A 13132-nucleotide genomic window follows, 5' to 3' on the forward strand; every position below is an offset into this window, starting at 1 on the left:
ATACGTTAGAACGTGACAGTTTTGCCTGCGAACGTAGCGAACTGGCTATGGCCGCAACGCGGTTCGCTGCTCGACGTGCCGCCAGAAGCAGGATCGTCGATGGTGTTCGCGCCATACTGGCCGCCGTTCAGGCCCCGATTCGAGATTGCGTTGTTGCGAAGATAGCCGACTTCCGAGCACAAGAGCGTCTGCTTCGACAGGCCGTATGTGCCGGCGAGCGTGAACATCGGCGCATTGCCGTTGCCATGGTTTGCGTTCGCGTGATAGACCGCGTCCGTTAGCGTCGCAGGATTCACCTGCCCCGTCACGCCGAGCCAGACGGGATCGACCGCAGTGGGCAGCGAGACGCCCCCAAGCCGCGGCGTCGGCGTTGCGCTACCGCAATAGCCTGCGTCAGAAGATTCCGGCGCGCCCGGATACTGATAGCCTGAATCGAACTTCAGCGCGCCAAGCTCGGTAGGGGCCCGCCGACCGAAATCGATCGAGATGCCGTGTAGACGCTGCCGAAGCGGCCGTTTGCGTCGCGAATCTCGTCCTAGATCACCTGCGGGTCAGGGACCGGTCCCGTACTGGACTCTGATGCCGTCAGAGGGCATTGTCAGGTTGGCGGATACCAGATGAATCGGAGTGAAAGTGTATTGGTTTCCTAATCACTTGGTATTGATGCAGGCTTCGTCCACACTCCAGCGTTGCCATGCCGCCAAGCGCGCCTTGACTTCGATACGATGACACGAGGCATTCATCCGGTGTCTGGGCAACGCGAAGTACTGGCGGATCGGTCCGAAGCTGGAAAGAAATGCCTGCGTGCGTTTGGGGTCGCGAACCCCCCATCTGGCGTTCTCGTCGGAGGGTGGGCTGGTGGCGATTCTCTCCGCGGTTGTTAACGCGCTGCCGCCTTGACGAATACATGCCTGACGTGAGCGAGCTCCGGGATCTCCGCCTTCGCGGCAGGATAGCTGCGCAACTGGTCGGTCACGATCTTGCACGGCATCGGGTTTGAACGCAGCACCCGCCTGAAGAAGCTCTTGGCCACCGGCTTGTCGCGCCGCTTCTGAACCAGCACGTCAAGCTGGCACCATGCTCGTCGACCGCACGCCACAACAGATAGGACTCGCCACGCAGCGCCACGAACATCTCATCCAGATGCCAGGTGCTGCCGGGCTTGGGTCGGGCGGCCCTGGTCTGACGGGAAAACACCGCGCCGAATTTCTCGCACCAGCAGCGGATCGTCTCGTAGGTCACGACGACGCCCCGTTCGAACAGCAGTTGCTCGATGTCGCGCAGGCTCAGGCTGAACCTGAAATACCAGCGAACCGCGCAGCTGATGACGACGGCGGGAAAACGGTGGCCGTGATAGAGCGATTTCGTCTTTTTCATCGCAACATCTTACCCAACCCGGCGGCTATATGATTATCAATGCCACGCCAGCACGTCACGCTATGCTCGTGAGGCAGTGACTCTCAGTCTGCCAGTTTTTCGCGTGCGGCCGCTAGATCCATCGATGCGCGTACAGGCCTTACCTCACAGACCAGAAGTTGAGTATCTCGTGTCCAACTAGCGTAAAGCCGGGGCTGCCGCGTAGGTGACAGACGGCAGGACGAATGGCTGGACTTGTTGGCTCGCTCAACCACGACGCCTACATGACGGGAACATTGAGGGTTATCTTGACACGCTCCATCGCAACGAAAGTACGGAAGCTCTTGACGTTTCCTTCAGCGAAGAACAACGAGCGAGTCAAAGCCGTGTACTCAGCCATATCGCGACAGCAAAGAATCAAGATGAAGTCGACGTCGCCGGTGACGTAGTAGCACTGTTGGACCTGTTCGCACGCTTCGAATCGGGCTCGCATCTCGTCTAACAACTCGATGGCTTCATTCTCGGCGGACACGTGCGCGATGACCGTGATTCGTGTCCCCAAAGCGTCGGGGTTTAAGACACTGCGATCCGACGCGATCACCCCCGTACCCCGCAAGCGTTGCAGACGCCGCGCGACGGACGGCACTGAGAGATTGATCTGCTGGCCTATTTCTCGGTGGGGAGTCTGGTTGTTGCGCTGCACAATCTCCAGAATCTTTAGATCGAAGTCGTCCAGTTCCAAGCTAGATCGGCGGGTAGGCATGAGAAATTTTCTCGTTTAACTCGCAAAAATAGATAACTTTTAAATTCCATGGCGAAATAAACTTTCTTCATCAGGCGTTATATCACACCGGTTGGCTGAAGACGAATCCTCGCTCCAGTTCATCGTGTACCGGCAGCGCTTGCTTTTCCACGCGACACACATGGAGTCCAGCATGAAGAATCGTTCGTCCGCAGGCATACTGAAACTGGCTGCATTTGCCGCAGCGTCTGCCTTGGCATGCGGCGCCGCGAACGCTGCGGCTACGCTGACTCCCGGCGTGCTGTCGGTAGGCAGCGACATGACGCTGCCGCCTCACACCTATCTCGATCACGGCAAACCGGCCGGCTTTGATCCGGAGTTTGTTGGCAAAGTCGCCTCTTACATGAACGACACGACGAAGTTTGTCGACACGCGATTTGCGAATCTGATTTTGGGCGTTACGGGCGGGCGTTACGACATCGTTGCATCGGCCCTGTACGTCACGCCGGAGCGCACCAAGGTCGTCGACTTCGTGCCGTACTTTATGACCGGCGGTTCCATCATGGTTAGCTCAACGGGTGGGCTGAACCCCAGGACCGTTGGCGATCTGTGCGGAAAGCGAATCGGCTCGATCAAGGGCGCAGCATGGATCAAATACATCAATGCCGCGTCAGATAAGGCTTGCGTTGCTCAAGGCAAACCGGCCGTTCAGGTGCGCGAGTACGAAACATCCGCTGAGACGGCTCAAGCCATCCTTTCGCAAGGCATCGACGCGCAGTACGAAGACGTGTCGATCGCGGGCCTCATCGTCGACAAGTCCGGCGGCCGTTTAAAGATCACGTCGAACGGTCCGCTCGATCCCGTCGTATGTGGACTCGCGATGAAGAAAGGCAACACAGAACTCAAGTCTCAAATCGAATCTGCAATCGCTCAGATGAAGGCAAAGGGCGAATATCAGGCGCTTCTGAAGAAATACAACGTTGCTGCACCGACCGAGGCCGAAATCGCCAAGGCGATGGGAACCGCACAGTAATAAGGTTCCTTGACAGCAATCGGCTGACTTTGTAGGAGACACCCCATGATTTTCGACTGGCACTACGCTCTCTCGCTGTTGACCCTCGCAGACTTTTGGAACGCCGTATGGTTGGTCATCAAACTGAGTCTGGCCGCATGGCTCATCAGCATTGTGGCAGGCTTCCTGCTCGCTCTCGGAAAGCAGTCCACGTGGCGGCCACTCTCATGGGCGTGTCGCAGCTACGTCTGGTTTTTCCGCAGCCTGCCTTTGCTCGTGTTGCTGATTTTCGTCTACAACCTTCCGCAGATTTTTCCATGGACGGGCTCGTTTCTCTCCAATGCGTTTTGGGCCGGGCTGATAGCCATGTCACTCAGCGAGACCGCATACGTAGCGGAAATCCACCGGGGCGGTCTTGCCGGCGTTCATAAGGGTCAGCTTGAGGCTGGAAAAGCACTCGGGATTGGCTACATCGGTCTCCAACGGCTGGTCGTTCTGCCGCAGGCGTTCCGTGTCGCCCTTCCGGCCCTCATCAACGAGTACATCAGCATGGTCAAGCTGACGTCGCTGGTGTCTGTTATCTCGCTTGAGGAAATTTTGCTCGTCGGCGAGCGCTTGTATACCCAGAACTTCAAAGTTCTGGAAACGATGCTCGCTGTGGCGGTCTATTACGTCCTCATCGTAACGGTCTTCGGGTATCTCCTAAGTTATGTCGAGAAACACCTCGATTTCACGCGCCGAAGCGGAGACGTTCATACCGGAGACGCGGCCGTCGCGGAAAAGGTAGTCCCGATCGTTGTGCCCGACCGCAAGCCAACGACCGCTATCGAGGCAGCGAATATCCATAAACATTACGGCAGCCACCATGTCCTGAAAGGGATCAACCTGAAGGTGATGACGGGCGAAGTGATCTCTGTCATCGGGCCATCCGGATCGGGCAAAACGTCGCTGATTCGAACGCTGAACGGACTCGAATTGATCGACGACGGTGAAGTAAGACTCAACACCAAGCCGTTCCTCTCGAATCACAAAAGCTCCCATCAGTCGCGTGCCGCTTATCACGAAGGCATTCTGCACATCGGCATGGTGTTCCAGAGCTTTAATCTCTTTCCTCACCGGACCGTCCTGGAGAACGTTACCTTGGCCCCGCAATATCATTCCCGACTCAAGGGTGAGATGCTGGAGCGCCATGGTCTGAAGTTGCTCAACAAGGTGGGCATGGGGGCGCATGCGTACAAGTATCCGCACCAACTCTCCGGAGGCCAACAGCAACGAGTTGCCATTGCGCGCGCGCTGGCCATGGAGCCGTCCATCGTGCTGTTCGACGAGCCGACGTCGGCGCTTGATCCTGAACTGGTTGGTGAAGTATTGCGTGTCATCGAAGACCTTGCTCGGGAAGGCATGACGATGATCATCGTCACGCACGAAATCGACTTCGCAATGAAAGTGTCCGATCGAATTCTCTTCATGGAGGGTGGCGTCGTTGCCCACGACATGACGCCCGCGCAGTACCAGGCGATGCCGCGTGATTCCCGCGTGGTCCGCTTCTTGAAGGGATGCCGGGAAGAGCACGAGCACGTCACGGCAACGGCTTGATAACGGACCTCTCGGCCTCGACAGGAACAAAAATGATGACCTCTTTGCCATTCCCGGTAAGCGAGTTTGATGCTCGCTTAGAACGAACGCAGGCGTCTATGTGCAAAGCGCAACTGGATGCGCTCGTGCTAACGACGCCTGCGAATTTTCGTTACTTCACAGGTCTGGACAGTCAGTTCTGGGAAAGCCCCACCCGTCCCTGGTTTCTCGTTATTCCAGCGAGTGGACCGACCATCGCGATTGTCCCGTCCATTGCTGAAGTTGTCGTGAACCAGTGTGTAGCGGGCAGCGTGGAGACATGGCCCTCGCCTCGGCCCGAAGACGAGGGCGTGTCGCTTCTCGCATCCGTTGTGAACGATCGGGCCCGCCGCTTCGGAAAGGTTGGATTCGAGCTAGGTCGTGAGTTCGCCTTGCGAATGCCGGTACTCGATTTTCTGCGGCTGCGCGACTTGTTGACGTCTGAGGCGGTTGACGGGTCGCCTTGCATTTGGGAAGTGCGCAACATTAAGTCACGTGCCGAAATCGAGAAAATCCGTCAGGCCGGTCAGATCGTCAGCCGCTCCTTCGCATCGGTCCCGGAATTTGCGAAGCTGGGGGTGACTGAAGCGCAGGCATCTCGGGATCTGACGGTGGATATTCTCTTGCGTGGTGCCCACACGGTGCCGTACGTGGCGTGTGCATCGGGGCCTGGCGGATACGATCAGATCATCGCACGCGGAAGCCGGCGTGAGTTGAGGGACGGCGATGTGCTGATTATCGACGTCGGCGCGACCATCGATGGATATTTTTGCGATTTCGATCGCAACTATGCCGTCGGAAAAATCTCGGACGATGCTCGTCGAGTTCACGATGCAGTCTGGGTCGCAACTGAAGTTGGGATCAATACCGCGAGAGCCGGCACAAAGGTCCGGGATCTTTGGAAGGCGATGATGGAAGTCCTCGAAGGGGCTGGTATGCGCGGCAACAACGTCGGACGGCTCGGTCACGGACTTGGCCTTCAGGTTACCGAGCCTCCGTCAAACAGTGTGGCGGACGAGGCAGTGCTGCAGCCTGGCATGGTCATCACCATCGAGCCTGGTATGGAGTACGAGCCAGGAAAGATGATTGTCCATGAAGAGAACATAACCATTACAGAGGACGGTTTTGCCGACGTCCTGACCGTTCGGGCCCCGCGAGAGATGTGGGCCATCAATTGAGCATTTAGACGTAGGACGAACCATGACGGACCTTGCTTTCACTATCGACGAATACCGCAACCGACTTGAATTAATTCAACGAGAACTTCGCGCGCAGCAGATCGACGTCGCAATCCTGGACGAGCCGGAGATGATGGGCTGGCTTTCCGGCTACTGGACGACCGAAAACCTTTGGCGCGCGTGTGCAGTTCCGGCTGTCGGCGAGCCGGTTTTGCTCGTGAGGAAATTGGACATGGCACCCGCGAAGGAGCGGAGCTGGTTCAAACACATTGTTGGCTTTCTTGATTGGGACGATCCACTGCCGCTTTTGGTGGGAACTGCCCGAACGCTGAATTTCACACTTGAGCGTGTGGCGGTTGATTTTCAATCGCACTCATTTACCGTTGCGCGGATGAGGGACCTGCGCGAGCTTCTTCCGCGCGCAGATATCTGCGATTTGAACCGCTCACTGTGGGATCTGCGCCGCTGCAAGTCCGAAGAAGAAATTACACTGATGCGGCGAGCTTCTGCGCTTGTCGACCAGGCGCTGAAGCACACTGTTTCTTCCATCGGTGAGGGTGTACTACCTCGCATCGTTGCAGCCGAGACAGCAGCACAGGTTTATAAGCTCGGGTTCGACGACGGATTCATTGGTCCGATTACGGTCGCTACAGGATGGGATTCGTTGCATGGATTCATGCCCGAACGGCCCTTGAAAGCCGGAGACCTGGTTCATATCGAGCTTTTGCCGCGCCTGCGGGGCTACTCCGCTCGCATCATGCGTTGTGTCGCTGTGGGCGGTGCCAGTTCTGAACAGAAGCGCATAACGGCGTTGCTTGCCGAGATTCAGGATCGGCAGATCGAAGCAATGCGGCCGGGAGCGATTGCATCCGAGATAGACAGCATTGTTCGACGGGGAGTGATCGAGGCCGGCCTGCGTGAAACCTACGAGAACATCACTGGATACACGCTCGGCTTGACCCCGATCACCACCCAGCGGACCAGCGATCTTCATCGTTGCTTCAATCCGAAAGCTGATTGGAAACTCGAAGCGGGCATGGTGTTTCATGTCTATACCTCAGCGGCAGGGATCGCGCTAAGTGAGACGGTAGTCGTCAGGAAGGATGGTGGAGAACGATTGACGCGTTCGCCCCGCGTTCTTTTCGAACGATGAGAAACAGGCGGCGCCAGGCCTGAAGACTGGCGCGACCCTTCTTCCCGGATCTGTGGTTTGCTCAGACTGCTGACTCTCATTTAAACCGTCGGTATATCAAGCTCAACCTTTCCCCGCGAACGCGTGCTTCGTGGCATCGGGCAAATCGATCTGCTCGCTTTGTTTTTCGACCTACACATTCGCGACGGCCCTCATATCGTGGTGAAGCTCGTGAGAAGAAATGGGGCCGCGTAGCGGTCATATGACCACCGTTCACACAGCCTTTACATCACCTGTGGGACGGCCGCAGCCCCAGAGATTGAACCCGCGCGCCGAGCCCGCCCTGTGGCGCTTTGGAATCTCGCTGTATTTGTGCGGGCAGCATGCGATCAAATGAGTCGAGAGTGATCAAAGCCGACGACGATAAAAATTTGCATCTTAGCCCCGTTAATAGAGACGTAGTTGCCGGGGTGATGAAATATTATTGTGACTGACACGTGTCGCCTATTGAAGCATTTTGGCTGTCACGGAAGAATCGCGTGCCTGTTCGGCACCTCACATGGAGTAAAGATAGCGATGCTGATCAAAAATCCCCAAGCGTCCCGCCGCGCCTATCCGGACGACCTGCGCGCAGTGATGAATATCAAGTCAGCGCAGGAAAGCGGTATCTGGCTCTCACACTGGAATCAGATAAACCGGTCGGTCACGCCGTTGTGGGATCTTCCGGACGCAGCAGAAGCTTTCGGGATTGCACAACTGTGTCTCAAAGACGAGTCGGTGCGGTCGCCTCTTGGCAGCTTCAAGGCGCTTGGCGCTCCCGTGGCGTTGATGCGCCTTATCGCTCGGCTGTGGAGCTCAGAAGCGATGTTCGATCCACGAGTATTGATCAATGGCGGCTATTCCGGCCTGCTTGAAGGTCTCACTGTGATCAGTGCGACCGATGGTAATCACGGAAAGTCCCTTGCGGCGGCGGCTCAAGCCATTGGGTGCCGCTGCGTGATCGTGTTGCACGCCAATGTCAGCGTTGAGCGTGAAAAGTCGATTGCTGCATACAACGCAGAGATCATCCGGATTTCTGGCAACTACGACGAATCAGTGGAACATGCAGCGCATCTCGCCCAGACAAACGGCTGGCATGTCGTGTCCGACACTTCCTATGAAGGATACGAAGCCATCCCGCGCGATGTCATGCAAGGCTATGGCGTCATTCCTGACGAAGTTGTCGCACAGCTGGAAAGCTCACCATCGAAGGCTCCTTTCACACACGTGTTCCTGCAGGGCGGCGTTGGCGGCCTCGCGGCTGGCATTGCGACGTATTTCTGGGAGCACTACGGTGTGCAACGCCCAACTTTCATCGTGGTTGAGCCTCAACAGGCGGATTGCCTCTATCAGAGCGCAATCGAAGGCTACGCGACTACGGCCACCGGCTCGGTCGACTCCGTGATGGCGGGTTTGGCTTGTGGCGAAGCTTCTCCACTCGCATGGAAGTTCCTTGAACCATGCGTCGACCATTTCATGACGATTTCAGACGATGACGCGGTGAAGGCGATGCAAACACTGGCACGAGGCACTGAAAGGGATGCGCCGCTGGTTGTCGGCGAATCCGGCGCTGCGGGATACGCCGGCGTGACAGTGTTGGCGCAAAACCCGGAGCAAGCTCGCGAGGTGGGCCTGACGTCCGAATCGCGGGTGCTGGTGATCAGTACGGAAGGTGCCACGGCACCGAACACCTACTCCGAACTTGTTGGAGAATCCGCTCAATCGGTGCTGGCGCGGCAGCAGGAGTGGCTGCAGGGCTGCGCTGTACGGTGACAGTGATGAATATGACTGTTGAACTGGATCACGCGTTCGGCCGTCCGTTGCAGGAAAGCTTGCGCAGTTGGCGACACCACCTCCATCGGAACCCGGAGACGGGCTTTGAGGAGGTCCGGACCTCCGACTATGTCGCACGGATTCTTTCCGCGCTCGGCCTCGAAGTACATCGCAATATCGGTGGCACGGGGTTGGTTGCCAACCTTAAGGTCGGCAACAGTCATCGAGCCATCGGCGTGCGTGCCGACATGGACGCACTGGAGATCGCCGAAAACGCACCTGGTCGGGCTTACGCCTCGTGCTCGCCGGGCAAAATGCACGCGTGCGGTCACGACGGGCACATGGCCATGGTTCTAGGGGCCGCGCGGCTGCTAGCTGAAAGTAAGGATTTCGATGGCACGGTCCGGTTCATCTTTCAACCCGGTGAAGAACACGGTCGCGGTGCGAAAGCAATGATGGCGGATGGACTGTTCGAGCGCTTCCCGGTCGAAGCGATCTTCGGCGCGCACAATATGCCAGGCATGCCTGCAGGCAGTTTTGCGACCCGCCGAGGCGGAATTATGGCGAGCGAGGACAATTTCGTCATCGTCGTCCGGGGGCGAGGCACGCATGCCGCGCGTCCGCATATGGGCGTCGATCCGATCGTCGTCGCGTCTCAGATCGTGCTTGCGCTGCAGACGGTTGTCTCGCGCAATCTCGACCCGAGTCTTTCTGCCGTTATCTCTTGCACCGAGTTCATAACAGATGGACTTCGCAATGTGGTTCCATCGACAGTGACGATCAAGGGGGACACGCGTAGCTATCTCCCTGAAGTGCAGCGCCTTCTTGAAACCCGGATGCGTGAGATTAGCGAAGGTATCGGCCGCACGAACGGTATCGAGTGCGACTTCAGCTATACGCATGAGTTCGCCCCGACCGTGAACAGCGCAGAGTTCGTAGACACAGCGGTAACCGCAGCCGCGAACGTAGCCGGTTCAGAAAAGGTCGACGCTAACGTCCAACCGATGATGATCTCCGAGGACTTCGGCGCCTTCCTTCAGGTTGTGCCGGGGAACTTCATTTTCATCGGTAACGGGGATGAGTCGCAGCGCGGCAATGTTCCATTACACAACGCGGCTTACGATTTCAACGACGACATTCTTGATATGGGTGCTCGCTACTTCGCAGAAGTCGCCCGGGTGGCGCTTGCTGGCAGGTAGGCACCCAGCGTATTCCGCACAACCGTGACTTGGTACGAGGACATGATGAACGAGACAGGTGACCGGCAAACAGCCATCAGGCTGGCAGAGGCGGTTTTCGACTCCGGCGATTTCCTGGCCGACCTTGACCGACGCGTACACTACCGGACGGAAAGCCAGGATTCTGCCAAGGCGGGGACTTTGCTGTCATATCTCACCGATGAGATTGCCCCCACGCTGCAAAGGCTGGGGTTCGAGACGCGGTGCGTGCGCAATCCTTCTGGCGCGGACGCGCCAATTCTGCTCGCCTCGCGGTGGGAGAGCGAATCACTGCCTACAATAGTCACGTACGCGCATGGAGATGTAGTGCGGGGCCAAGATGCGCAATGGCGCTCCGGATTGGAGCCGTGGCGCATCGTGGTGGAAGACGATCGCTGGTACGGTCGGGGGATCGCGGACAACAAAGGGCAACACTCGATCAACCTGGCCGCACTGGCGGCAGTGATCAAGGCCCGCAGAGGCAAGCTCGGCTACAACGTGAAAGTGATCTTCGAGACCGGTGAGGAGATTGATTCACCGGGCCTTGACGCGCTGTGCGCTTCCGAACGGAGGTTTCTCGCCGGCGACCTGTTCATCGCGTCCGATGGTCCGCGCGTGTCCGCCGAGCGGCCGACGGTCTTCCTGGGATCGCGAGGCGAACTGAACTTTGAACTGACGGTGGCCCTGCGCGAAGGGGGGCATCACTCAGGGAACTGGGGCGGAATCCTTCGAAATCCTGCAACTGTGCTGGCGAGCGCAATTTCATCAATCATCGATAACAACGGCCGACTTCTGGTTAAGGAGCTGCTGCCTCCGCCCATACCGGACGCCGTGCGCGATGCAATTGCCGGTATTGAGATTGGCAAAGACAGTAATGCGCCGTATATAGATCCTGCTTGGGGGCAGCCCGACTTAACAATCGCGGAACGGGTTCTCGCATGGAACACAATCGAAGTTCTGGCATTTACCGCGGGTAACCCCGAGGCTCCGGTCGGCTCCATTCCCCCGACTGCCAAGGCTTACTGTCAGATGCGGTTTGTCGTTGGAACGGACTGGAAGAACGCCGGACAGCACCTTACGAATCACCTGAAGGAATGCGGGATCAGCGACGTACAGGTGACGGTGACGTCGATATCGAAGGCAACTCGTCTCGACGTCAGGCATCCCTGGGTCAATTGGGCCATGACATCGATCGAGCGCACCACTGGCAAGCGTCCGGCGCTTATACCTAACCTTGGTGGGACCGTGCCTAACGCTGTATTCGCGCAGACGCTTGGCTTGCCCACCATATGGATTCCGCATTCGTATCCCGCCTGTTCGCAGCATGCGCCGAATGAACACCTCCTTGCCTCGGTCGCGCGTGAAGCACTCGCATTAATGGCAGGCGTGTGGTGGGATCTCGGCGAAGGCGCGGCAGCGTCGATAGCATCAACCATCAGGCACTGAACCGATCGACAGCCGAACGAATCATTGCACGTCCCTGAGCGAAGAACGGCAGATCTACATCGTTTCGCTGCCGCCTGGACGTCAAGCGACCCGCGACAACAAGCCCCATACGTCTCGGTCCAGAGTGCGGCGAGTTCGGAGCGGAGCAGCCGTCATGGTCCCGGCGACAGGCAGGCAGCAGAAGCGGCCCCCGCGGCCTGATGTCGTCGCCCGTTGTTCACGCCTACGACCTGAAACTGGCGCAGCCCATGTGCGCGAGCGCAGTCGAGCAGGGGTGATGAGGCGGAAGCTTTTGCCCCGGGGAGGGAGTTTTGTAACAGGTCTAAAGCAACGCTATGGTCATAAAACCCTCTGACGTCCCGATCGCGAGCCTCAGCACCCTCGGGCACCGACCTGCCATACTGGGAGTTGCGCTGCGGTATGAACCTGCCAGTGCCCGAACAAGGCAGTATCACGAATTGACTAACGCTCCGCCCGCTCACCAGCCCCATCGAAAGCGGATATTTCAGCAATTGGCGGTACGGTGCGCTCCATCGCTCGCTTGTCCTTGAATGTGGCAGGGCTCAGTCGTCGACGGTCGATCACAAGATCGAAGACATCAAACCGGTTGTAGTAGCCGACGATGTCATGAAATTGCTTCGGCTCGACACACTGCTCCAGGTCGAAGGTCGCGTAAGCAATGCCTTCTTCGGTTTGCAATGTGTCGCCAATCACGGCGCCGGTTGGGTCGAGGAATTGTGTCGCTGCCCGGGGCGTCGTCTCAAGCACCTCGCGTGCCTGCTTGTCGCCGTTCGAATGGAGCGCGTCGAGCATGGTGTCGTCCATGAATCCTGCGTTCAGAATCCCGAAGGCCTTCGCCTCGAACGAGTGACCGCCTGCACGGATCCGATTTGCCGCGAGGTTGTCGAAGTTCGTGCCGGAGCCGGGCGGGCGTGTCGGCCAGATCGCGGGCCATGCGGAAATATGAATCTGCTCGCCCTGCGCCGCGAGGGAGTACCGGGCGAGGGGATTTGTGTTCTCGCCACAGATGAGCGCGCCGATCTTGCCAATTCTGGTGCCGCTGACCTTCAGTCCGAAGCCGTCGCCGGGTGCCCAGACCATCTTCTCGTAGAACGTCGGAACGAGCTTGCGATGATGATTGATGATTTGACCGTCATCGCCGATGAGGATGATGGAGTTCCACAGGCAGCCCACGCTGACGTCGGTGGCTTCGCTAAAGCCCATCGAAACGAAAACGCTGCATCGCTTCGCCGCAGCCCGGATCTGCGCGATTTCCGGACCGTCGACGTGGATGCTGTTCCCGACCATGCGCTTGAACCACTCGTGGTTGTAAATTGGCGCCCACAGTGCCGCCCATACAGGGAACCCAGGGATGAAGGATTCAGGAAACGAAATCAGTTCGGCACCGTTTCTGCTTGCTTCCTCGATAAGGGATAGCGCCTTTTGCACCGTGGCAGGTGCGTTCATGTAAACGGAGGCGGCGTGTGCGGCTGCGACTTTTACGGTTGGAAGTGTCATGTTGTGCTCGATAGTGGCTCGATGGAAAACTCGCATCTGCGGTCTGGAGACCGCGTGTACCTGGACCTGCATAAAGATAGGAATACCTAATAAATCAGGCTTTCT

10 protein-coding genes and 1 pseudogene are annotated in these 13132 nt (G+C 57.9%); 7 read left to right on the forward strand and 4 right to left on the reverse strand.

The window, feature by feature from the left end; genetic code table 11:
- Positions 1-5: 5 nt before the first annotated feature.
- The 3 genes and pseudogenes from B0G83_RS34410 to B0G83_RS34420 all read right to left on the reverse strand — a co-directional run bounded on the left by B0G83_RS34410 (position 6) and on the right by B0G83_RS34420 (position 2098).
- Positions 6-296: a hypothetical protein gene (locus tag B0G83_RS34410; RefSeq protein WP_146120338.1), complete on the reverse strand. Its 291-nt coding sequence runs from the start codon at positions 294-296 to the stop codon at positions 6-8.
- 584 nt (positions 297-880) lie between these two features.
- Positions 881-1377 (reverse strand): annotated as a pseudogene (locus B0G83_RS34415) (IS6 family transposase).
- Positions 1378-1636: 259 nt separating this feature from the next.
- Positions 1637-2098 carry an Lrp/AsnC family transcriptional regulator gene (locus B0G83_RS34420; protein ID WP_374954966.1) on the reverse strand — a complete coding sequence of 154 codons (462 nt, stop codon included), beginning with the start codon at positions 2096-2098 and terminating at the stop codon, positions 1637-1639.
- A gap of 193 nt (positions 2099-2291) precedes the next feature.
- Between B0G83_RS34420 and B0G83_RS34425 the strand changes: the two genes are divergently transcribed.
- The 7 genes from B0G83_RS34425 to B0G83_RS34455 all read left to right on the forward strand — a co-directional run bounded on the left by B0G83_RS34425 (position 2292) and on the right by B0G83_RS34455 (position 11509).
- Entirely contained in the window at positions 2292-3131 is an 840-nt protein-coding gene (locus B0G83_RS34425; RefSeq protein WP_105511797.1) for a transporter substrate-binding domain-containing protein, read from the forward strand.
- A gap of 45 nt (positions 3132-3176) precedes the next feature.
- Positions 3177-4706: an amino acid ABC transporter permease/ATP-binding protein gene (locus tag B0G83_RS34430; protein WP_105511766.1), complete on the forward strand. Its 1530-nt coding sequence runs from the start codon at positions 3177-3179 to the stop codon at positions 4704-4706.
- A 32-nt stretch (positions 4707-4738) separates the two neighbouring features.
- Positions 4739-5902, forward strand: a complete 1164-nt coding sequence (locus B0G83_RS34435; RefSeq protein WP_105511767.1) for a Xaa-Pro peptidase family protein — start codon at positions 4739-4741, stop codon at positions 5900-5902.
- A gap of 22 nt (positions 5903-5924) precedes the next feature.
- Positions 5925-7055 carry a Xaa-Pro peptidase family protein gene (locus B0G83_RS34440; protein WP_105511768.1) on the forward strand — a complete coding sequence of 377 codons (1131 nt, stop codon included), beginning with the start codon at positions 5925-5927 and terminating at the stop codon, positions 7053-7055.
- 555 nt (positions 7056-7610) lie between these two features.
- Positions 7611-8846 (forward strand): diaminopropionate ammonia-lyase, encoded by a 1236-nt coding sequence (locus B0G83_RS34445; RefSeq protein WP_105511769.1) that lies wholly within the window; start codon positions 7611-7613, stop codon positions 8844-8846.
- Between the two features lie 11 nt (positions 8847-8857).
- Positions 8858-10045 (forward strand): M20 aminoacylase family protein, encoded by a 1188-nt coding sequence (locus B0G83_RS34450; protein ID WP_105511798.1) that lies wholly within the window; start codon positions 8858-8860, stop codon positions 10043-10045.
- 42 nt (positions 10046-10087) lie between these two features.
- Positions 10088-11509: a M20 family metallopeptidase gene (locus B0G83_RS34455; RefSeq protein ID WP_105511770.1), complete on the forward strand. Its 1422-nt coding sequence runs from the start codon at positions 10088-10090 to the stop codon at positions 11507-11509.
- Between the two features lie 462 nt (positions 11510-11971).
- Here B0G83_RS34455 and B0G83_RS34460 read toward each other — a convergent pair whose 3' ends face one another.
- On the reverse strand, positions 11972-13027 hold the full coding sequence (locus B0G83_RS34460; protein ID WP_105511799.1) for a carbon-nitrogen hydrolase family protein: 1056 nt from the start codon (positions 13025-13027) through the stop codon (positions 11972-11974).
- Between the last annotated feature and the right edge of the window lie 105 nt (positions 13028-13132).

This window comes from Paraburkholderia sp. BL21I4N1 (assembly GCF_002973525.1).
In the GTDB taxonomy this organism is placed as follows: domain Bacteria; phylum Pseudomonadota; class Gammaproteobacteria; order Burkholderiales; family Burkholderiaceae; genus Paraburkholderia.

What these genes read in the sequence shown, in the direction of transcription:
- B0G83_RS34455 (WP_105511770.1), top strand. Translation starts at nt 10,088, where the DNA reads ATGATGAACGAGACAGGTGACCGGCAAACAGCCATCAGGCTGGCAGAG.
- B0G83_RS34445 (WP_105511769.1), top strand. Translation starts at nt 7,611, where the DNA reads ATGCTGATCAAAAATCCCCAAGCGTCCCGCCGCGCCTATCCGGACGAC.
- B0G83_RS34440 (WP_105511768.1), top strand. Translation starts at nt 5,925, where the DNA reads ATGACGGACCTTGCTTTCACTATCGACGAATACCGCAACCGACTTGAA.
- B0G83_RS34425 (WP_105511797.1), top strand. Translation starts at nt 2,292, where the DNA reads ATGAAGAATCGTTCGTCCGCAGGCATACTGAAACTGGCTGCATTTGCC.
- B0G83_RS34450 (WP_105511798.1), top strand. Translation starts at nt 8,858, where the DNA reads ATGACTGTTGAACTGGATCACGCGTTCGGCCGTCCGTTGCAGGAAAGC.
- B0G83_RS34435 (WP_105511767.1), top strand. Translation starts at nt 4,739, where the DNA reads ATGATGACCTCTTTGCCATTCCCGGTAAGCGAGTTTGATGCTCGCTTA.
- B0G83_RS34430 (WP_105511766.1), top strand. Translation starts at nt 3,177, where the DNA reads ATGATTTTCGACTGGCACTACGCTCTCTCGCTGTTGACCCTCGCAGAC.
- B0G83_RS34460 (WP_105511799.1), bottom strand. Translation starts at nt 13,027, where the DNA reads ATGACACTTCCAACCGTAAAAGTCGCAGCCGCACACGCCGCCTCCGTT.